Origin of the sequence: Clostridium perfringens, assembly GCF_016027375.1 — a bacterium.
Lineage (GTDB): Bacteria > Bacillota > Clostridia > Clostridiales > Clostridiaceae > Sarcina > Sarcina perfringens.
On sequence record NZ_CP065681.1, the window covers coordinates 1866984 to 1891252 of the forward strand.

Consider the following 24269-nt stretch of genomic DNA (forward strand, 5'->3'; position numbering starts at 1 on the left):
AAAAGGGAAATAAGGGGGAAAAACAATGCGGAAAAAAGGTAACAAACTTATTGAATTTGTTAGTAAGATCATGGCTTTTGTTATGGCAGTGACTTTATTATCAAGCTTACCTGTACAAAATGTATTAGCTAATGAGAGCAAAGAAACAAAGGGAGAAGAGTATGAAATCTATCCAATTCCTCAAAGTATAAAATATGATAATGGCACAGTAACTTTAGGGGCTGATGCTAATGTTGTATTTGAAGAAGGAATTGATGAGGCAACAAAAAACAGACTATTAGAGGTTTTATCAATTAAGGGAATTAATTATGAAGAGAGCAATGAAATAAAAGAAGATAAGACAAACTTTCTAATAGGAATAAATAACTCAGAAGGAGTTGTAGACAAGTACTTTACAGATAATAATTTAGCAAATGATTCTCATTTTGAAAATCATGATGCCCATGTAGTATCAGTTAAGGGAAATGTAATAGCTGTATTAGGTAAAAATACTGATTCAGCATTTTATGGTATCACATCTTTAAAAGCAATATTTAATCAATTAGAAGGAAATGAATTAAAGGAATTATTAATTGAGGACTATTCAGATGGTCAATGGCGTGGTTTTATTGAAGGATATTATGGAATTCCTTGGAGCAATGAAAATCGTAAGGACTTAATGAAATTTGGTGGGGATTTTAAGATGAATTCATACATCTTTGCACCAAAGGATGATCAGTATCACAGTCTTAAGTGGAGAGAGCCATATCCTGCTGAGAAGTTAGCTGAAATAAAGGAAATGGTTGATGTTGGAATAGCAACAAAGAATAAATTTATATGGACAATACACCCATTCTTAAAAGATGGTATGAACTTTGGATCAGAAGAAAGTTATAAAGCTGATTTAGAAAAGATAATAGCTAAGTTTGAACAATTATATAGTGTGGGAGTACGTCAATTTGGTGTGCTTGCAGATGATGCTGAGGGAGAAGCTAATAATCAAGTAAAACTTATGGAAGACTTAGAAAAATGGCGTTTACAAAAAGGTGATGTATACGAATTTATATTTGTTCCTAAGGTTTATACAAAGGAATCAGCTGGTGGAGATGTTAATAATGAATACTTAAAAACTATTGGTACAATGCCAGAAACTATTGATATCATGTGGACTGGTGATGTAATACTTGGTTATGTAACTCAAGAGACATTTGAATTCTTTGAAGAAGCTGTAGGACGTCAAGCCTTTATGTGGTTAAACTGGCCAGTAAATGATATTAACAATAAACGTTTACTAATGGGTAAGGGTGAGATGTTAGATCCAACAGTTACAAACTTTAAGGGAATTGTAACAAATCCAATGCAAGAAGCTCAAGCTTCAAAGGTAGCTTTATTTGCTATAGCTGATTATGGATGGAATAGAGCAGATTTTGATATGGACAAGAGTTGGAAAGATTCTTTCAAATATATAGAGCCAGATGCAAGTGAAGAATTATATACCTTTGCAAAACACATGAGTGATCCAGCTCCAAACTGGCATGGATTATCTTTAGAAGAATCTGAAGAGTTAAGACCAGTAATTGAAGAGTTTACAAGAAGATTATGGGAAAAAGAATCTGTTTTAGATTACAGTAAGGTTATTTTAGATGAATATCAAGAGATTTTAGATGCAACTAATAATTTTGCAACTAAATCTAAGAATGAATTATTAAAGAGTGAAATTAAAGGATGGGTTGATTCTTTAAGAGATTTAGCAGAATCAACTATAGCATATATAAATTCAGCAGTAGCTTTTGAAAAAGGTAACTATGAGGAAGCTATGAAATACTATGTTCTAGGAGAAGAAGAGTACACTGATTCAAGATCTCATAGAACTCCTGTAATAAATGGACAATCTAGACCAGAACCAGGTATAAGACACTTAATACCATTTATTAAGGATTTATCTAAAATCATAGGAGATAATATTGACCAAGTTATAAATCCAGATACTACTAAGTTAACACTTCGTCCTTATACAAATATGTCACCTCTTTATTGGGGACATGTTCAAAATATAGCTGATGGAGATAATACTAGATATTCATGCATGTGGATTCGTAATTCAGCTAAAGAAGGAGACTATGTTGCTGTAGAATTAAATGAGGTAACTAAGGTTAATAGCATTACTTTTGAGCAAGGACAAGATGAAGGAGATGCATTTAACTATGGTAAATTCCAATATTCTATGGATGGTGAAAATTGGACTGATGTAGATGGTGTAGATTATGGACCAAAAATGCATAAGATTGTAGTTGAAGATTTAGATTTAACAGCTAAATATTTAAGATTTATCCCTACAAAAGAAATTTTAAATAACTGGATTGCTGTTAGAGAATTCTCTGTTAATAAAAAAGATGAAAATAATATGAAAGTTAATGCATATACAAATGTAGAAGCTTTAGCTAAGAATGAAGTAAGTATTTCAGAGGAAAAAGCTACACTTTCAGATTTAAATGATGTTACTTTATCAAAGGGAGAATATGTTGGAATTAAGTTAAATAAGCTTAGAGAAGTAACTAACATAGTTTCAGATTTCACAAATAATGATAATTTAACATTAGAAACATCAATTAATGGAGTTGAGTGGGTAGAAGCAAAAACTTTATCAGAAACTATAAATGCTCGCTATGTTCGTATTATAAACAATACGGATAAGGATGTAACTTTTAATTTAAATAAATTAGAAGCTGAATACTCTAATAATGATGTGAATTTTGATATTAGACCAACAGCAGAAGCAAAGTTTGAGCCTAAGAACTTAATTGATGGAAAATTAAATACAGCATTTAAACCACTAGAAAGTGCACCTAAATCTGGCCAATTAACTTATAGAATTTCTGACAAAACAGATATTAAGAAGTTTACAATAGTACAAAATCCAAATACAATTTCTAATGCGATTGTATCTATAAGAAATGAAAATGGATGGAAAGAGATAGGAAGTTTAGGAAAGAGCTTTAATGAGTTTAATACAGAAGATTTTGAAAATGTCTTTGAAATAAAGGTAGAGTGGGATGGATTTGCACCTACTATTTATGAAATAGGACTTTCAACAATTAAAGAAGAGGTTCAAGTAGATAAGTCTAAATTAGAAGAAGCTATTAAGGAAGTAGAAAAGCTTAAAGAGGAAGATTATACAAAGGACTCTTGGAGTAACTTAATAGAAAAGTTAAATTTAGCTAAAGAGGTATTATCTAAGGAAGATGCTACTCAAGATGAGGTAGATAATGCTATAAAAGCTTTAAATGAAGCCCTTAATGGATTAGTTAAAAAAGAAGAGACTGAAGGACCAGTAGATCCAGACAAACCAGAAGGACCAATTGCTCCAGAAAAGCCAGTTGATCCTGAGAATCCAGAGAAACCTGAAAATCCTGAAGGTACAGATAAACCAGAAACTCCAGATAAACCAGAGGGTAATTTACCAAACACTGGAGGAGCTTCATCATCAATATTCTTACAATTAGGAGTAGTAATGATGGCTTCAGGAGCTTTTGTATTAAAAAGAAAGAAAAGATAATTTGCTTAAAAGTTAAAAGTCTTAGAAAATAGTTATATGAGAAGCTGCATAGATTTATAGGTCTATGCAGCTTTTTAGTTTAATTTTATTTATATAAATATTTTTATAGGTTTTTATATAAGGTTTATGATGAAATGTTAAATTTCAAAAAAATCAATATTATTTAATAATAAATGTAAAAAATTTGTATATGTGAAAGAATTATCATGGATTTTTTTAAGTTAAAATGGTATTATTATAAGCATGATAAAAATATTTTAATAGTAAAATACACCATGAAAATATAAAAAAAATCTAATTTTTATAGGTAGATTTAAGCAAAGTATTAATTCATTGAAACAATGAAATACTTAATTATAAGCATTTCTTCTTTATGTATTTAGAAAGTTCTAAAAACATTTTAAAAGTATAGTGATAATAAATTACTATATAAAGGTTAACTTAATTGACAGCTTTTTGTTTAGCCTGTCTTTTAAGATGAGTTTAAATATAATATGCGCAATAATTAGTTTAAATAGCATTATAACTTTTGTTTTATGTGGATATAGTATAATATTTGTGCATTTTATAGAAAATATAACAATAGAACATATCAATAGATACTTTTATCCCTTGATATGAATAAAGGAAAGGAGAGATTAGGTGTATGAAAAAGAAATTACCTAAGGAAGCTTATGGTGGTGTAAGCGGTAAAGATTATGTTCCTTATTTTACTGGTAAGTCAAAAAATGGAGTTAATCTTCCTGTACTAATAATAGGTATAGTATTAGCTATTGTTTTTGCTGCTTCTACTGCTTATTCAGGTATGAAGTCAGGATTAACTGTTGCTGCTGGTATACCTGGAGCTATTATAGGGTCAGTTTTTGTAGGAATATTTGCACGTAGTAAAGGTATTCTTGGAAAAAACATAACTCAAGGTATGGCAAGTGGAGGAGAATCTATAGCAAGTGGTATGATATTTGTATTACCAGCAATTATACTAATAGGAAGTGATTTTACTTTCTTAGAGGGTGTAGCTGCAGGTGTAGGAGGAGTTCTATTTGGTATAGGATGTCTATCACTAGTTTATAACTATCTAATAGTTGAGGAACATGGAAAACTTATGTATCCTGAGTCAATGGCAATATCTGAAACTCTTGTTGCTTCTGAAGGAAGTGAAGACTCAATTAAATTTATGGGTATTGGATTTGTTATAAGTGGTATCATAAATGTTTTAACAGGATCATTTTTAAACTTAATAAACAATACTGTTACATATTTAGGAAGCAAATTTTATAAGTGGAAGTTTTCTACTGAAGTAAACCCACTTTTACTTGGTATTGGATTTATAGTTGGATTAGAAGTATCCCTTACTATGTTTGCAGGATCTATACTTGCTAACTTTGGTATAGCTCCATTAATAGGATATTTCAGTGATATGGCAGAGAAGAGCATGCATTCATGGAATGACGCTTCAATGTTAATTCACCAAATGGACGTAAATGCAATATCAGGAAGTTACGTTAAGTACATAGGAGCAGGAATGATGCTTTGTGGAGGTATTATAGGTGCTATAAAACTTATACCAACTATAATAGTTTCAATAAAAGAAACATTAAAAGCAAGTCCTGTTAACGAAGAAAATGCTGAGAAAAATAGCGGATCTATAATAATACTTTTAGTAGGAGCTGTATTAGCTTTTGTTATAGGATTCTTCATTTCTAATAGCATTGCAATGGCTATAACAGGAGCAGTTGTTTCAATAATCCTATCATTACTATTCGTAATAGTTGCAGGACGTTTAACTGGTACAATAGGAACATCAAACCTTCCTGTATCAGGTATGACAATAGCTTCATTAGTAATATTAACACTAGTATTCGTTATAATGGGATGGACTGGAAAAGCTGATAACAAAGCATTACTTTTATTTGCTACATTTATGGTTGTTTCAATCTCTGTAGCAGGTGGATATAGCCAATCTCAAAAGGTAACATATATAATTGGTGGAAGCAAAAAAGAAATGCAAAACTCTTTCATGATTGCAAGTATAGTTGGTGTTGTTGTTGTTACTGGAACAATATTAGTACTTTCTAGCCAATTATCAATAACAGGAGCAGATGCACCTTTTGCGTTACCACAAGCTAACTTAATGTCAACATTAACTTCAGGTATAATGGAAGGAAACTTACCTTGGCCTATGATAATTGTTGGAGTAGTTATGGCTTTATTCTTATACTTAGTAGACTTACCAATAATGACTGTTGCAATAGGATTCTATTTACCTATATCAACAACTTCTATAATTTTAGTAGGTGCATTAATACGTGTATTTATTGAAAAAATGAGCAAGAGTGATCATGAAAAAGAAGTTAAGGTTTCAAATGGAATAAGTTTATCTTCTGGTCTTGTTGCTGGAGGATCTATTGTGGGATTAATAGGAATAGTTCTACAAGTAACAGGAATAATAACACCTGGAACACCAACTGGTTTTGTAGCTAGCAATGGAATGGCAATAATAGTGCTTATTCTTTTAGTTTTAGCAACTACATTGCCTATTATGAAATCTAAGGTGAATTATAATGGATAATGATGAACTTTTAAATATGCGATTTAAAATCTGTGATAATCTTCAGTATGAAGTTGATGAAGAGGGAATAGTTACTATTTTAGAAAAACAAGATCATAAGATTCAAAGGTTTTTTAGAAAATTGAAATTTAAGATTCCAATGTATAAAAGAACTTCTTTAGATGAATATGGTAGTGAAGTGTTTTTACAAATCAATGGAACTAATACCGTTAAGGAAATTGGTGAAGCTTTAGAGGCTAGGTTTGGTGAAAAAGTACATCCTCTTTATGAAAGACTATTAGTTTTTCTAAATCACATATATTTAAATTGCAAGTATATTGAAAAAGTAGAATAGATTTTATCTTGTAACCTACAAAAGTCTTTTTATAGATTTTTGTAGGTTATTTTAATTTTAGGATATATTTTAAGTGAGTTGTAATTTTGAAAATATTTAACTTAAGGAGCGTTTAAACCTTTCTTAAATAAGGAAAGATATTTTAAGTTTATAACAAACCATCCCTATAATCATATTTATTGTTTTTAAGTTATGGAAGAAATATTTAATATTTTTAAAACTATGCACAGAAAATATTGACTAAGAATAAGTAGATGCTATAATAAACAAGACTTGATAATAATTATTAATAACAAATGAAATGATTATTCATCATAAGAAATATAGGACATTAGGAATAGGGACATTATTATGAAAAATCAATATGAACTAAAGAATGAAAAAATAGGGAGATTACTTTTAAAATATTCACTACCAGCTATACTATCTATGATGGTAACTTCCTTATATAACACTGTAGATAGAGCTTTTATAGGATCTATTAAGGATATAGGAGCCCTTGCCATATCTGGCTTAGGAGTAACTATGCCCTTGTTTACAATATTAGGTGCTTTCTGCGTTGCCATATCTGTAGGTGGAAGCACTAATATATCAATAAAGCTAGGGGAAGAAAAGAGGGAAGAAGCTGAAAGAATATTAGGAAATACTTTTATATTATCCATAGTTGTTGCTTTAATCATTATGATCTTTGGATTCTCATTTTTAGAAAAAATACTATATTTTTTTGGTGCAAGTAAGGAAACTATTATATATGCAAAGGATTATATGAGGGTAATACTTATAGGGGCATGGTTTAACTTTCCTGGATTTGCTCTTAATAATGCAATAAGAGCTGAGGGAAATCCAAAGTTAGCTGGTAAAATCATGATAATAAGTTGTGTTTTAAACATAATTTTAGACCCAATATTTATATTCTTATTTCATATGGGAATTAAGGGAGCTGCCTTAGGAACTATAATTTGTCAATTCATAGTTTTTCTTTGGACAATGTATTATTTTACCTTAGGAAAGTCAAACTTAAAGTTAAGGATTAAAGGAAAGATATTAAATAAGAATATTTTAAGGGCAATAATCTTAATTGCTTTAACTCCGTTTTTTATGGAGCTTGCAGCAGGATTTATACATTTAATAACAAATAGAGTGCTTAAGGATTATGGTGGAGATTTAGCTATAGGTGCAATGACTTCAATAACATCTATATATCTTTTGTTTTTGATGCCAGTCTTTGGACTGAGCCAAGGAATGCAAACCATAGTTGCATATAATTATGGAGCGAAGGAGTATAAACGTGCTAAAAAAACTCTATTAATGACTATAATAATTGCAACTTTAATTTTAACTCTAGGCCTTGTACTTATTAGAATTTATCCAAGGGAGTTTATTAATATATTTACAAAGGATAAGGAGTTAATAAATATAGCACTTAATGGGTTAAAAATATATACAATTGCCCTACCCACCTTAGGGGTTTCAATCTTAGGGGCAGTATATTTTCAGTCTATAGGAAATGTTAAAAAGTCAATTTTTTTAAGTTTATTAAGACAAGTTATACTATTTATACCTATTGTATTTATAATACCTAGAGTATATGGACTAAATGGAGTGTGGATTTCACAACCCTTAGATGATATTTTAGCTACCCTGATAATACTTATATTTTTAATAAAAGAATTTTACATAAGAGATAAGAGTTATGCAATTTCCATAGAAGAAAGTGAATAGCTAATTAAAGAAATTTACATAAAAATACTTTAATTACTAAGTGGATAAGAAGAAAAAAGCCTGTTATAATATTTTCTAGAATCTTTAAAAAAAGGAGAAACAAATGAAGTATTATTTAGCACCAATGGAAGGGATTACTGGATTTATATATAGAAATTCTTATGAAAAGTTTTTTGGCGGAATTGATAAATACTTTGCCCCTTTTGTTGTTCCAAATAGTAGTAAAAGTCTTAAAACTAAGGAATTAAGAGATGTTTTGCCAGAGAATAATAAAGGAATAAACTTAGTTCCACAAATACTTACCAATGATTCAGAAGGGTTTATTTTAACAGCTAAAAAGCTTAAGGATTTAGGATATAATGAAATAAATTTAAACTTAGGATGTCCCTCTGGAACAGTTGTTGGTAAGAAAAGAGGGTCAGGTTTTTTAGTTCACAAGGAAGAACTTGATAAGTTTTTAGAAGAAATATTTAAAATAGATGACATAAAAATTTCAATAAAAACTAGATTAGGAATGGATAAGCCTGAGGAATTTTATGAACTTATAAAAATTTATAATAAGTATCCTATGGAGGAGCTTATTATTCATCCTAGAACAAGACAAGATTTTTATGGAAATAAACCTAATTTAGAGGTTTTTAAAGATGCAATTTCTTTAAGTAAGAATCCAGTTTGTTATAATGGAGATATTTTTACCTTAGAGGATCATAATAAATTGGTTGAAGAATTCAAAGAAGTGGATAAAATAATGTTAGGAAGAGGGGTCTTAGCTAACCCAGCCTTAATGAATGAAATTTTAAACAATGAGTTTATGGACAAAAAGGTATTAAAAGAGTTTCATGATGAAATATTTAGTAAGTACAGAGAAGTATTTAATGAAGATAGAAATGCAATGTTTAGAATGAAGGAGCTATGGGGATATATGATATATATGTTCTCAAATAATAAAAAATATGCTAAGAAAATAAAGAAAGCTCAGAAAGTAGTTGATTATAACCAAGCTGTTACAAGTCTATTTTTAGAACAGGATATACTTAAGGGAGCTGGATTATTTAGTAGTGAAGAGTAAATATAAGATATGTTTCTTTATATTTAATATATTTATTTTAAAATCTATCAGACTTTAGTTTTATTGTCTGGTAGATTTTTTATTATAGGAATAAGAATAGTATAGTAAAAAATAGTAAATTAGAAAGTGTGCTATAATTACATTTATTAGAGTAATTAGACTTTTAACTAATATAATGAAAATATGGAGAGAAATTATATGAATGAAGAAAAGATTATTAAGAAACTTTCAGGTTATGATGATTTTAAGTGTATAGCTGATAGCTGTAAATTCACTTGTTGTGAAGGATGGGATATTGATATAGATAAGGATACATATGAAAAATGGAAAAATAATAAAGAACATTCTAAATACCTTTTAAATAATGTAAAAGTGAGAGAAGTTAATGGGGAAAAATTATACTTTATAAACAAAGATACCTTTGAAGCGTGTTCTTTTTTAGATTGTAAGGGACTGTGTAATATAGTTAAGTGTAAAGGGGAAGAGTATTTATCTAAAACTTGTAGTACATTTCCAAGAATAAGTAATGAGTTTGAATATAGAAAAGAGCTTTCTTTATCATGTTCATGTCCAGAAGTTATGGAAATATTAGATAATATAGATAGTGAGATTATAATAAATCAATTGGAAAAAATAAATAAAGAAGATATACCATTAGAGCTTAAATTGAGGGATACTTTAATAAATATAATGTATGAAGAGGGATTTTCCTTAGAAGAAAAATTACTTTTAGGTTTTGAGATGTTGTTAAATATATTAGAAAATGAAAGTTATACTAGTGAAGATATTTTCTTAGATGAACTAGAAAAGTATAGTAACATAGAGTACATAAAAGAAGTGATTTATCTATATAATGAAATAAAAATAAATAAAGGTGAATCATTAGAGGAAGTAAACTCTCTGTTTTTAGATATTATAGAAAATTATAAGAGTATTTCTAATCTAAAGTGTGTACTAGAAAGAGTATCTGATTTTGCTGAAAATACTAATATAAATCTTTTAAGTGAAAAGTGGGAGAAATATAAAGAATCATTTAAAGAATTTGAAGATTTACTTAAAAAATGTATTATATCTAAGATATTTAGTAATTGTACAAGTGATGATATGGAAGATATGATAATTTCTTTCCAATTAATTATATTAGAATATTTATTAACAAGATATTCTGTATTTTTAAATTATTGTATTAATGATGAAAAAATACAAAGGGAAGAGATAAAGAATAATATTATTACTTTTTCAAGAGTTATTGAAAATAATAAAGATGCTGTTATAGAGTTCTTAAATGATGGCTTTGAGGAGATAATTTTAGAAATAGGTTATCTATGTTTTATAAGTTTGGTCTAAATTGTATTTTAAACTAAGAAGAGATTTAAAACTATGTATAAGTTTACATATATAAGTTAACAATAACTTAAAATTTTTTATTTAAATACCATATTTAAGACAATAATCATATTGAAAAATATATATGATTATTGTCTTTTTGTGTTTATATATGGATTTTATTTATTATTATAGGGATTTTCTATGGTTGTATAATATTCGTGATTTTTATTGGAATATGAATAAATTTTTAATTTGATTAATTTAAAGGTATTAAAATAATATAATTTACGAATATTATTTTATATTATATTGACAATATACGCAATAAAAAGTAGAATAAAATTAAATTATGTAGAAATTAAAAACAGTGAGTAAAGATACAGCACTTAGAGACGGAGGAAAAACATGAGGAAAATAAGCCAGTATTTATTATTTATACCCTGCATAGTATTAGTAGCATATTTTATGATAGTTCCATTAGTAGATGTAATAATTCCTACTTTCACTAATACAAATGGTGGTATGTTTAGTGCCTATAAAGAATTTTTCACAGATTCTTATATGATGTCAATATTTTGGAGAACCATTAAGATATCTTTAGTATCATCTATAATTTGCATGTTTATAGGTGTGCCAGTTTCTTATTACATATCAAGAGTTTCTAAAAAGGTGAGAGGTTTTCTTATAGCCTTAACAGTCTTTCCCATATTAACAAATTCAGTTGTTCGTTCATTTGCTTGGATGAGTATCTTAGGAAAAAATGGAATAATCAATAGTTTATTAATGAAGTTTAATTTAATACAAGAGCCATTATCACTACTATATACAGAAGGAGCTATTATAATAGGTACAATTTATATTTTCTTACCACTTATGATTATCTCCCTAGTAGGAGTTATGGAAAATATAGATAATGACTTATTAGAAGCAGCAGAAAGTTTAGGAGCTAATAGATTAAAAGCATTCTTTAAAGTTGTATTTCCACTTAGCTTACCAGGATTAATAGTTGGAACAGTTTTGGTATTTACAGGTTCCTTAACAGCTTACACAACACCTCAATTATTAGGAGGAAATAAAAATACGGTTTTAGCAACTTTAATATACCAAAAAACTATGACATTAGGTGATTGGCAAGGGGCCGCAGTTGTAGCAACAATAATGATTGTAGTCACTTTAATAGTAATAAAGGGGATTAACTTCCTAGCATCAAGATTAGATAAGAGAGGGGTTTCTTAAAGTGAAGAAGAGCAAAGTATTAACAACCTTCGTTGTTTTGGTTTATATATTTCTATTTGCACCGCTAGTAATTATTGCCATGACTAGTATAGGAACAGAAAATTATATAGCATTTCCTCCAAAAGGATTTAGTTTGCAATGGTTTATTACAGTATTTAAATCTGAGTCATTTATAAAAAGTATGGGGACAAGCTTCTTAATATCTACAGTATCTACATTATCAGCTTTGGTTATAGGAATGCCGGCGGCTTATGGATTAAGTAGATATAACTTCAAAGGAAAAGATATTCTTAAGAGTTTCTTCTTTTCGCCTTTAATAGTTCCTGGAATAGTAGTGGGATTCTCATTGTTTCAGTTTTTATTGGTAAAGATGAACTTATCAGTATATGCTAGTTTGTTTATTGGACATACTTTAATAATAATTCCTTACATCATAAGAGTTGTAGGATCAAGTTTAGAGGGGTTTGATTATTCCATAGAGGAAGCAGCTATGAGCTTAGGATGTAAAAAATCACAAACTTTCTTTAAAGTAGTTTTACCAAATATAACATCAGGGGTAATGGCAGCATTTATGTTGGCTTTTATAAATTCATTTAATAATGTTCCAGTATCTATATTTCTAACTGGACCAGGAGTAAGCACATTACCTACAACTATGATGAACTATGTTGAATATAATTATGATCCAACAGTATCAGCTTTATCAGTAATCTTAATGATATTAACTATTGGAATTATGTACATATTAGAAAAAACATTAGGATTAAATAATTTTGCAGGATAGAATTTAAGTTAAAAATTTATTTGGAGGATGAAAACATGGATTTAATAAACCTACAGAATATAAATGTTTCTTATGATAAGAAAAATAATATATTGGAAAATCTAAATTTAAAAGTTAAAAAAGGAGAATTAGTTTCTCTTTTAGGACCAAGTGGGTGTGGAAAGACAACAACATTAAGGGTTGTAGCTGGATTTATAGAACCAACAGCAGGAAAGTTTTTATTAGGAGATGAAGACTATACAAATATACCTGTTCATAATAGAAACTTTGGATTAGTCTTTCAAAGCTATGCATTGTTTCCTCACTTAACAGTAGAAGAAAATGTAGCCTTTGGATTAAAGATGAAAAAGATGAGCAAAGAAGAAATAAGAAAAAAGGTTGATGATATATTAAAAGTTGTTGATATGAGTCATTTAGCAAAGAGGTATCCAAAGGAATTATCTGGAGGACAAAGACAAAGGGTTGCCATAGCAAGAGCCTTAGTAATAGAGCCAAGTCTTTTATTACTAGATGAACCTTTAAGCAACTTAGATGCTAAATTAAGATTAAAAATGAGAGTTGAAATAAGAAAACTTCAACAAAAGCTTGGAATAACAACATTATTCGTAACTCATGACCAAGAAGAATGTTTTTCAATTTCAGATAAAGTAGCAGTTTTAAATAAAGGGGTAATAGAACAATTTGATACTCCAGAAAATATTTATTCAAATCCAGCAACAGAGTTTGTTGCAAGATTTGTAGGTTTTGAAAACTTTATAGATTTAATAAAGGTATCAGAAGATACATACAAAAATGAGAGTGGAATTAACTTAAAAGTTAACAAGGTTAAGGATAAGAACGAAGTAAAAGCAACTATAAGACCAGATGATATAAAGATTGTAAAAGAGGATTTAGAAAACACTGTAGATGGAGTTATAGAGGTTAGAACTTTCTTAGGAAAGGCATACCAATATGATATTAAAACAAAACTTGGGAATCTAATTGTAAATAGTGAAAATGACGGCATATATGAAAAGGGACAAAATATAAAACTTCAATTACCAGTGGATAAAATAGTAATTTTATAAAACTTAAATATAAAAAATATGTTTATAAAGGAGAATCTTATGAAAAAGAAAATTTTAGCAACCTTATTAACAGGATTAGTACTAGGGACATCTTTAGTTGGATGTGGAAAAACAGAAGGAGCAGAGGCAGGAAAAAAATTAGTAGTTTCAACTTGGGGATTAAATGAAGATGTATTAAAGGAGACAGTATTTGAACCATTTGCTAAAGAACATGGTGTGGAAATAGTTTTAGATATAGGTAATAACTCAGAAAGATTAACTAAGATAAAAAATAATCCTAACTCACAAATAGATATAACTTATTTAGCAGAATCTTTTGCAGAGCAAGGAGTAGAAGCAGGTATATTCGATAAATTAGATTATTCAAAGATTCCTAATGCAAGTGAGATGAATGAAAAGGCTAAATCTACAGTAGAGGCAGGATATGGACCAGCATATACATTAAATAGTATAGGAATAGTTGTAGATCCTTCAGCAGGAATTGAAATAAATTCTTGGGAAGATTTATGGAAACCAGAACTTAAAAATAAAATAGCTATACCAGATATTACAACAACTAATGGTCCAGCAATGGTAGAAATAGCAGCAGAAAAGGCAGGAGTAGATGTTAAAACTGATAATGGAGAAGCTGCATTTAAAGAATTAGAAGCTTTAAAACCAAATGTTGTTAAAACTTATAGTAAATCTTCAGATTTAGCTAATATGTTCTCAAATGGTGAAATAGTAGCTGCTGTAGCATCAGACTTTGCTTTTGGAACAATTTCAAAAGCTAAACCAGAGGTTATAAATGTAATACCTGAGTCAGGAACTTACTTAAACTTTAATACAATAAATATAAATAAGAATTCTAAAAATAAAGATTTAGCTTATGAATTTATTAACTATGCATTAAGCAAAGAAGTTCAGGAGAAAACTGCTAAAGCTTTAAATGAATCACCAGTTAATAAAGAAGTTAAATTAAGTGAAGAAGAAACTAAAAACTTAACATATGGACCAGTGGTTGATAATGCTAAGGTAATTGACTTTAAGTTTGTTAATTCAGTAATGGATCAATGGGTTAATAACTGGAACAGAATAATGAACTAGTTTGCAGGTAGTGAAATGCAAGTAGAATTAATTATTAAAAATTTAAAGGTATATAATAGTTATTTTAAAAAATTCATAAAAAGTGATGTCTTAATAAATAAGGGGAAATTTCTTCATATAGGGAAAGGATATGAAGATAGATTATGGTCTGAAAATGTAATAGATGGGGAAGGCAAATATATAATTCCTGGATTAATAGATATACACATGCATATAGAGAGTTCTATGACTATTCCAAGGGAATTTTCTAAGGCGGCAATAAAACATGGGGTCACTACAGTAGTAGCTGATCCTCATGAAATTGCTAATGTTTTTGGGATAAGAGGTATAGAAGAATTTATTAAATTTAAGGGGAATCTAGATATATTTTATGGCATACCTAGCTCAGTACCTTCAACTTCAAGTTCACTAGAGACAACAGGGGAGAAAATAACTCACAATGAGGTAAAAAGATTATTAGAGTATGATAATATTATTTGTCTTGGAGAAGTAATGAACTTTAAAGACTTAATAGAAGATGATGATTCTAATATAAATAAAATAATAAATATAAGTAAAGAAAAAAATATACCTTTAGAAGGGCATTGTCCTAAAATACAAGGAGTAGATTTATCACTTTATATTTATAGAGGGGTTAATGGGGATCATACTCAGCAGTCAGTTGGATCCCTTCAAGAAAAAATTCAAAATGGTATGTTTATAGAGATGCAACATAAATCAATGACATTAGAGAATATAAAATTTTTGATTGAAAATAATTTATATGAGCATTTTGCATTAGTAACAGATGATGTAATGGCAGATAAATTAGTTAAGGGGCATCTTGATGAGATTTTAAAGGAAGCCGTAAAGCTTGGAATGTCTATAGAGAATGCAATATATGCATCTACATATACACCAGCTAGAAGAATGAATCTTTTAGATAGAGGAACAATTGCACCTGGAAAGCTAGCAGATTTTATATTGTTAGATAGTATAGAAGATTTTAATATATATGAAGTTTATAAAAATGGGGAAATGGTTTTTAATAGAGATAAGGGGTTAAAAGAAGAGTTTTTTGAAGATAAAAGCAAATTAGATTATAGATTTTATAATAGTATAGAATTAAATAATATTACTAAAGAAAGTTTAGAGGTTAAAGTACCAAATAAGTATAAAAATAAAGTAAATTGTAGAACTATGAAAGTCTTAAAGAATACTACTTTTACAGAAGAGGGAGAAGTAACTTTAAATGTTTATAATAATATTTTACAATGGGAAAAGAGTAGCTGTGCATTAATTGCTGTTTTTGAGAGATATGGTAAAAATAATAATATATCTTTTGGATTAGTAGAAGGAGAAATTATAAAAGAGGGAGCAATAGCAACTACTTGGGCTCATGATCATCATAACCTTATGGTAATGGGAAGAAATATTAGTGATATGACTATAGCGGCTAATGAGGTTATAAATTCTAGGGGAGGATATGTAGTCTCAAAAAATAATGAAGTAATTGCTAAATTAGAGTTACCAATAGGTGGAATAATCAGTGATGAACCTATTGAAATCATAGGAGAAAAGCTAGGGGAAGTTAGGAGTGCCATGAGAGATTTAGGATATAATCATATGAATGAAATTATGTCATTTAGCACTTTATCTTTACCTGTTAGTCCTGCATTAAAGATAACAGATAAAGGGTTAATAGATGTTAAAAAAGGTAGTATTGTTTCTTTATTCAAATAAAGTCTATATTAAGTGATTATTGATTTTTATTTAGTTAGCTTTAACTTAATTACGCAAAGTAATATAAAAGGAAAGTAAGGGGATGTATCTTAGTAGATATAGCCTCTTATTTTTAGCTATATTTTAGGTGGATTTTGGAGGGGATAATATGAGTAAAATAGTAACTTTAATAAAAAATGTTACAGTTATTACTATGAATGAACATAAAGAAATTATAGAAAATGGTTTAGTTGTTTTTGAAAAAAATAAAATAGTATATGTTGGAACTGATGTAAGGACAGAAGAAAAATTAAAAAGAAGTGGATATAAAGTTGAGGTAATAGATGGTGAAGAGGGAATATTAATGCCAGGTATGATAAATTGTCATACTCATGGGTCTATGGTTCCTTTTAGAAGTTTAGCTGACGATTGTAAGGATAGATTAAAGAGATATTTATTTCCTTTAGAACAAAGATTAGTTGATAAAGAATTGACTTATATAGGAGCAAAGTATGCTATAGCAGAAATGTTATTAGGTGGAGTAACTACCTTTTGTGATATGTATTATTTTGAAGATGAGGTAGCGAAAGCTGCTAAAGAATTAAATATGAGAGGAGTGCTTTGTGAGACAATAGTAGATTTTCCTTCGCCAGATTCAGAAAAGGCTTTTGGAGGGATAGATTATTCCATAAAATTTATAGAAAAATGGAAAAATGATGATTTGATAACTCCAGGAATAGCTCCTCATGCACCTTATACAAATACAGAGGAATCATTAAAGGAAGCATATAAAATTAGTAAAAAATATGATGTTCCTATAACTATGCATTTAGCAGAAATGGACTATGAGTTAGAGGAATATAAAAATAAATATAATCTTACTCCAGTTTCTTATTTAGATAAGCTTGGGGTTTTAGACTCTAATTTTATAGCGGCCCATGCAGTTTTAGTTAATGAAGAAGATATAGAAATTTTAAAGAAGAATAATGTTAATATATCTCATAATATAGGGGCAAATTCTAAAGGCGCTAAAGGAATAGCACCAATATTAAAGATGAGAGAAAAAGGAATAAATATTGGACTTGGAACAGATGGTCCTATGAGTGGAAATACTTTAGATATATTAAGCCAGATGTCACAAGTGGGAAAAATTCATAAATTATTTAATAAAGATAGAACTTTACTACCATCAATAGATTTAATAGAAATGGGAACCATAGGTGGAGCTAAAGTTTTAGGAATTGATAAAGAAGTTGGATCTATAGAGGTTGGTAAAAAAGCTGATTTAACTTTAATAGAAACAAAATCAGTAAATATGCAACCTATATATGATTATTATGCAACAATAGTATATTCTGCTAATCCTAGTAATGTAGAATTAGTAGTTGTTGATGGTAAGATTGTTGTTAAGGATAAAAAATTAGTAAGTGCTAGCTTTTCTGAAGTAAGAAAAGATTTACTAGGTTTAACAGAGAAAATAAAGAAAATTTCTAAAGAACTTTAGGGTTTTATATAAGAATAAAGCTTAATTAAACTTAATAGAATAAAAACACATTGAGAAATTCAATGTGTTTTTTAGTTATAATTTTTATTATTTACTACTAAATAAATAATTTATAATGATAAATTATTTTGTAATAGTTAAAAAGTTTTTATGACTTTACCATGAATTTACTTAATGGTATTATTATACATATAAGTTAAAATAAGTAAAATAGCTTATATGTATATTTAATAAGGGGGGAAATTAATATGCAATCATTTAACAAAAGGGGGACAGCTTTAGGAGCAGCAATTGCATTTGCTTTAACCTTAGCACCTACTTTAGTAATGGCTGAAACAAGACAAATTCCTGAATCTGAAACAGTAAATGTTGGATTCATAAAAGATGGAGAGAGATCAACAATATTCAATCAAAACTGGAAGTTTTTTAAGGGAGATCCTTCTGGTGCTGAAGGGGTAGACTTTGATGATTCTTCATGGAGAGGACTAAACTTACCTCATGATTGGAGTATTGAAGGAGATTTTACTGTTGAAGGGGAAGCTGAAAGTGGATTCTTATTAGGAGGAACTGGATGGTATCGTAAAGCCTTTGTAATTCCTGAAAAGTATAATGGTAAGGATTTTACATTAAACTTTGATGGCGTATATATGAATGCTGAAGTATATGTAAATGGTAAAAAGGTTGGTGAGCATAATTATGGATACACTTCTTTTGCCTTTGATATTACTGAAGCTTTAATATGTGATGGACAAACTGAAAATATAATTGCTGTTAAGGTATCTAATCCAGTACCAACTAGTAGATGGTATTCTGGAAGTGGAATTTATCGTGATGTAACTTTAAGTGTAACAGACTCTATTCATGTTGCCCATGCAGGAACAACAGTTACTACTCCAAAACTTGAAGAGCAAAAAGATGGAGATGTAGATGTAACTATTGAGACTATAGTTGAAAACGAGTCCAAAGACAATTCTATGGTTACTGTAAAAAGTACAGTAGTAAATTCTAAGGGAGAAGAAGTTAGCGAGGCAGTAATAAATGAACAAAGTATAGGAGCTAATGAAAGTTATACTTTCAATCAAACTGCTATTGTAAATAATCCAGATTTATGGTCAGTTGATAATCCAAATGTGTATAAGGTAAAAAGTGAAGTATTAGTAGATGGAAAAGTTATAGATACTTATTTTACTGATTTTGGTTTTAGATATTATAATTTTGACAAAGATACTGGATTCTCTTTAAATGGAGAAAATATGAAATTAAAAGGTGTTTGTATGCACCATGACCAAGGAGCTTTAGGAGCAGCATCTTATTATCGTGCAGTAGAACGTCAAATGGAGAAAATGAAGGAAATGGGAGTAAATGCAATCCGTGTTTCTCATAACCCTGCTAGTGAAATGTTATTAGAAATTTGTAATCGTTTAGGTTTATTAGTTATTAATGAAGCATTTGATACATGGACAAATCCAAAGAACGGAAATGTAAATGACTTTTCTAAGTATTTTAATGAAGTAATAGGAGAAGATAATGAAATTTTAAATGGTTCTCCAGAAATGACATGGGGAGAGTTTGAAGCTAGATCTATGGTTAAAAACTCTAAGAATAACCCATCTATAATAATGTGGTCAATAGGTAATGAGGTATTAGAAGGAATTAGTGGAAGTGCATCTAATTATACTAACGTAGCTCAAAATATAATTGATTGGATTAAGGATGAGGATGAAACAAGACATGTTACTATAGGAGATAATAGAACTAAAAATGGAGACAGAACAGCAGAGGCTATTTCAGAGGTGGTTGATGACAATGGTGGATTAGTTGGATTTAACTATGCAAATGAAGCACAGGTTGCACAGCAAAGAGCAAAGCATCCAGATTGGACATTATATGCTTCTGAAACTAGTAGTGCAATACACACTAGAGGATATTATAAAACAAAGGGAATAGATTATAGTAATCATCGTATTTCAGAGTATGATAATAATCAAACAAGAGTTGGTTGGGGACATTCAGCTAGTGATGCTTGGAAGTTTGTAATCAAAAATGATTATAATGCTGGAGAATTTGTTTGGACAGGATTTGACTATATAGGAGAGCCTACTCCTTGGAATGGTACTGGTACAGGTACAGTTGGTGGAGGAAATGGAGCAGCTCCAAAATCAAGTTACTTTGGTATAGTTGATACTGCAGGATTTGAAAAAGATATTTATTATTTATATCAAAGTCAATGGAATGATGATGTAAATACATTACATGTACTTCCAACATGGAACAGAGAAGATATAGTTATAGAAAATGGAAATGTTGAAGTAAACGTATTTACTGATGCTCACAAAGTTGAATTATATCTAAATGATGAAAAGATTGGGGAGCAAACTTCAACTGAGCATACAACTGATGCAGGATATAAATACTATACTTTTGGAAATGATTCATTATATCCAGTCTTTAATGTTCCTTATGAAGAGGGTACATTAACTGCTAAGGCATATGACAAAGAAGGAAATGAAATCACAAATACAGAGGGAAGAAATACAGTAAAAACAACTGGAGAGGCTTCTACTGTAAGATTAAGTGCAGATAGAGATACTATTGATTCAGATGGATATGATTTATCTTATATTACTGTAGATATTGTTGATGAAAATGGCAATATAGTTCAAAATGCAGAGAATAGATTAAATTTTGAGTTAGAAGGGAATGGAAAGATTGTAGGTGTTGACAATGGAGATCAAACTGATACAGATTCTTATAAACCTACAAGCGATACAGAAGCTTCTAGAAAAGCATTAAGTGGTAAGGCCTTAGTAATAGTTCAATCAACTAAGGATGCTGGAAATATAAGATTAAATGTTTCAGGTGAGGGATTACAATCTCAATCTATAGAAATTAATACTGTAAATAATGCTGGAGAAGATAAGTTCTTAGAATCTTATGAAATAGTTAAAGATTACTATGTTAATTTAAATGAAAAGCCAGAGTTACCAAGTACAGTAGAAGGAAGATATAGTGATGGAACAACTGAGACTTTTAATATTTCATGGAATGATTATGATGAATCACAATTAAATACTCCTCAAGTATTTAAGGTAAATGGTAAATTAGAAGGAACAGATGTGGCTGTAAATGTAAATGTCCATGTAATTGGTGATGTGGTTTCAATGGAAAATTACTCAACATTTACTTATGCTGGACAAACTCCTACACTTCCTAAGACTGTTAAAGGATATTTAGCAGATGGAAATGAAAGTGAAGAGTTTAAAGTGGATTGGAATTTAGAGGGTGTAGATTTCTCTAAGCCTAATACAACAGTTGAAGTTTTAGGAGAAGTATCCTTATTAGGTAAGACATATACTGTTACTTCAACAGTACGTGTAGTTGAGGCTTTAAAAGCTGCTGCTAACTTAGCTATAAATAATTCTTCTAACAAAGATGTTCCTGCTTTAAGTCAAAGTTGCGTTTCTACAGCTGATAACTTAAATTCTATTAATAATGGAATAACTAATAATGGTACAGATACAAGAGAACGTTGGACAAACTGGAATGAAAGAGATTTAACTGTAAATGGTGAACCTAAAGGGGCATATGTTCAATTAGATTGGGAAAATAAATATAATATCGATAGATTAGATTTATGGTTATTTACTGATAATATTTATGGAAGAATTCCTAAGAAAGTAGAAATAAGTTATAAAAATGAAGCTGGTGAATATGAGGTAGTTACTCATTCAAATACAACAGAGGTATCATACCTTGCTGGAGAAACAACTTATTTCTTAGATAAAGTAATAAATACTGATAGTATTCGTGTTTATATGCAACAACCTGAAGTAGGTAAGTGTATTGGATTATCAGAGGTTGCAGTATATGAGTATGTACCACAAGTAAGTGCTAATGAAGGTAATAAATTATCTGAAATAAAATTAGATGGAGAAGCCTTAGAAGGATTTAATCCTGATACTAATGAATACACAGTTAATTTAAAAGAATTACCTAAAACTGTAGAAGCTTCAGGGGAAGAAAATATGGCTGTAACTATATTACCAGTTCATAATAATAAATCAATAATCATTGCTCGTTCAGAATCTGGAGATAAAAACATCTATACCGTAAATTATGTATTAGAAGAATCTGAAGGGTCAGCAGATATTAATGAGGATGGTTCTATAAATGTAGGAGATTTATCAATAGTATCTAAATATCAAGGAGAGGTTATATCAGGAAATGCTTTAAGTGAAAAATCTGATATAAACAAAGATGGAGTAGTAGATAAAGCTGATATCCAAATAGTTATGGATAAGATCTTAGGAGAATAATCTTTTAAATAAAAAATAAGTTGTATAAAAGGGGCGTGTATCAAAGTATAATAATAAAACTTACTTTGATACACGTCTATTTTTATTGATTGCTAAAGGGTGAAAACTTCTAAGTAGATTAACTACAAGGTTTCCATAGTTAATGAAATAAACTCTCTTGCAAAGTTATTTATGCCTTTTTTCATTCTATTTGTTTCTGAGATAGTTAAATCTCTATCTTCCTTAGAAGCTGCTACTGCAGAGCCATAGGCATTTTCTCCTTTATTAGGTCTTTTTAGAGAGTTAATTAAATTTTCTATAGAATTTTTTAAGTTTGGAGCCTTTTCCATAAGATATTTAGCTTTGTTTATATCTCTTATACCTTCTTTTAATTTTTCTAATCTAGGAGTAGAGTAAAAGGTTTTACCTATACTATCCTTTTCTGCTGGGTATATAAGAAAAGGGTCTCCAGGTTCCCAATATTTATAAGAAACATTTTCTAAAGGGTTTTCAACCCAACCATCCCATGACCAACGTAAAAAGCCATTGGTGTTTTGATATAGGGAGTACCACATAGTAAAAGCACCTTCTATAGGATCACTTATGGTAAAACTACTTGGATAATCTCCAGTACAGGTGTATATTGTAGTTAATAATCCAAGTTCTTGTCTATGATTAGACATATTTTTCATATCATTAGAATTATGATTTATATGGGATAATCCAATTGATATATCATCTATTCTATCTAAGAAGGAGTAGTCATTTCCACTTTCATAATCCATAGCAGAAGAAATTTTAAAATGCTCATAAGAGTTATTTGTTATGCTTTCAATTAAATCAACACAAGCTTTTAAATCATCCATACTTCTTTCATCCATTGAAATATAAGTTATGTTAAACCAACCCTTTTCTTCAAGATGAGACATAAATGAAGTTAAAAATTGTGTCCAAATGTTTATCCAAAGATCACCACCAGGGTTTGGATTTATGGCTTCTTCTTTATTAGTAGCCTCATTAAAGTACTGAATTCTATTATTCCAAGGGACAATACTGTAACACTTTATTTGGCCAAAGCCCTTTTCAGGATCTAGAATTCCTAAGTCTATATTAAGTTGAATCCACTTATCAAAGTGAGAGTAGTCAAATTCAAAGGTGCCATAGGAGTTTTTTCTCCACTTAATCATTGAAGGGTCACTATCATAAGATTGATGATTCCAAGCTTCATGAACTATAGTAGCTATAACACCACGTCCTCCCATATTTCTATACTCTTTAAGATTATCTCTTAAATATTTAAAATGCTTTTCTGTAAATAAATCTTCTTTGGATATTTTATAATACCTTGCTATGGTGTAAGGATGTTGCCAAAACTCAATTTGAGTATTTGTTTCCCTTGGAAGAGGTTGTACTAAGTTTAAAACTTCAAAGGAATAATCAAAAGTATAGGCTTTTTCTAATTCATCAGCAGTGACTTCAATAGAACCATTATAAATTCCAGGTTTTGCATTCCTAGGAATTTTTATATTAATCCAAGCAGAGGCTATTTTATTTTCTTCTATATTTAGTGAACCAGAATTATGAATAATATCTGGGAAAGGTTCAAGAGGAGCAGAAGGATTACTACGTCCTATGTTAGCTAAGGTTTCTTTAAGCCAAGAAATCTTAATATTATTTGAAGAGATTAAATCCCTATTTTCATTTATAAAGTCACTTGAAGAAAGGGTAACATTATTAACAGGAGAGGAGTTTGTCCACATAACAATTTTAGAATTAAGTTCATCTCCTATCCAAGCTACCTCAGTCAAAGTATTTAAGTTTAATTTTTTTATTTCATCATAATCCTTTTGAAGATAATGAAAGTCAGTAGAGCCAATAGAAGCACCAAGAATAGTATCTTTTTTCATAAAATAAACCTTCCTTATTTTTCTAAAAATTAGTAATAAATACATTATAAGATAGAAGTTTTAAAAATAGAACATTTAAAAAAAGTCTATTGTTAAAAGATTAGGTAAAGAAGAAAAAAAGTGGACAAATA

Annotated in this window: 14 protein-coding genes; 13 read left to right on the top strand and 1 reads right to left on the bottom strand. The window is 29.3% G+C overall.

The window, feature by feature from the left end; genetic code table 11:
- The first annotated feature begins 25 nt into the window (after positions 1-25).
- From nagK to I6G60_RS09055, 13 genes are all read left to right on the top strand, one after another.
- Positions 26-3535, top strand: a complete 3510-nt coding sequence (gene nagK, locus I6G60_RS08995; protein ID WP_164786758.1) for a hyaluronidase NagK — start codon at positions 26-28, stop codon at positions 3533-3535.
- A 646-nt stretch (positions 3536-4181) separates the two neighbouring features.
- Positions 4182-6104 carry an OPT family oligopeptide transporter gene (locus I6G60_RS09000; RefSeq protein WP_003467370.1) on the top strand — a complete coding sequence of 641 codons (1923 nt, stop codon included), beginning with the start codon at positions 4182-4184 and terminating at the stop codon, positions 6102-6104.
- A complete protein-coding gene (locus I6G60_RS09005; protein ID WP_003465826.1) occupies positions 6097-6438 on the top strand; it encodes a PqqD family protein in 342 nt (113 codons plus the stop codon). The genes I6G60_RS09000 and I6G60_RS09005 overlap by 8 nt, the downstream gene beginning before the upstream one ends.
- Positions 6439-6789: 351 nt before the next feature.
- On the top strand, positions 6790-8160 hold the full coding sequence (locus tag I6G60_RS09010; RefSeq protein ID WP_003467272.1) for an MATE family efflux transporter: 1371 nt from the start codon (positions 6790-6792) through the stop codon (positions 8158-8160).
- A gap of 103 nt (positions 8161-8263) precedes the next feature.
- Positions 8264-9229: a tRNA dihydrouridine synthase gene (locus I6G60_RS09015; RefSeq protein ID WP_197925244.1), complete on the top strand. Its 966-nt coding sequence runs from the start codon at positions 8264-8266 to the stop codon at positions 9227-9229.
- A gap of 198 nt (positions 9230-9427) precedes the next feature.
- Positions 9428-10576 carry a flagellin lysine-N-methylase gene (fliB, locus tag I6G60_RS09020; RefSeq protein WP_003467170.1) on the top strand — a complete coding sequence of 383 codons (1149 nt, stop codon included), beginning with the start codon at positions 9428-9430 and terminating at the stop codon, positions 10574-10576.
- A gap of 387 nt (positions 10577-10963) precedes the next feature.
- Positions 10964-11794: an ABC transporter permease gene (locus I6G60_RS09025; protein WP_003462513.1), complete on the top strand. Its 831-nt coding sequence runs from the start codon at positions 10964-10966 to the stop codon at positions 11792-11794.
- A gap of 1 nt (position 11795) precedes the next feature.
- The gene (locus I6G60_RS09030; protein ID WP_003467290.1) at positions 11796-12578 is read left to right on the top strand and encodes an ABC transporter permease; all 783 of its coding nucleotides are present in this window, start codon (positions 11796-11798) and stop codon (positions 12576-12578) included.
- 35 nt (positions 12579-12613) lie between these two features.
- Positions 12614-13645, top strand: coding sequence for an ABC transporter ATP-binding protein (locus I6G60_RS09035; RefSeq protein WP_078233793.1), 1032 nt, complete (start codon positions 12614-12616; stop codon positions 13643-13645).
- Between the two features lie 39 nt (positions 13646-13684).
- Positions 13685-14731 (top strand): ABC transporter substrate-binding protein, encoded by a 1047-nt coding sequence (locus tag I6G60_RS09040; protein WP_060670449.1) that lies wholly within the window; start codon positions 13685-13687, stop codon positions 14729-14731.
- Between the two features lie 15 nt (positions 14732-14746).
- The gene (locus I6G60_RS09045; RefSeq protein ID WP_003467253.1) at positions 14747-16453 is read left to right on the top strand and encodes an adenine deaminase; all 1707 of its coding nucleotides are present in this window, start codon (positions 14747-14749) and stop codon (positions 16451-16453) included.
- A gap of 148 nt (positions 16454-16601) precedes the next feature.
- On the top strand, positions 16602-17936 hold the full coding sequence (locus tag I6G60_RS09050) for an amidohydrolase (protein WP_003467374.1): 1335 nt from the start codon (positions 16602-16604) through the stop codon (positions 17934-17936).
- 248 nt (positions 17937-18184) lie between these two features.
- The gene (locus I6G60_RS09055) at positions 18185-22252 is read left to right on the top strand and encodes a glycoside hydrolase family 2 TIM barrel-domain containing protein (RefSeq protein WP_197925245.1); all 4068 of its coding nucleotides are present in this window, start codon (positions 18185-18187) and stop codon (positions 22250-22252) included.
- Positions 22253-22374: 122 nt separating this feature from the next.
- Here the strand turns inward: I6G60_RS09055 and I6G60_RS09060 are convergent, their stop codons facing one another.
- Positions 22375-24138 (bottom strand): DUF4091 domain-containing protein, encoded by a 1764-nt coding sequence (locus tag I6G60_RS09060; protein WP_197925246.1) that lies wholly within the window; start codon positions 24136-24138, stop codon positions 22375-22377.
- Between the last annotated feature and the right edge of the window lie 131 nt (positions 24139-24269).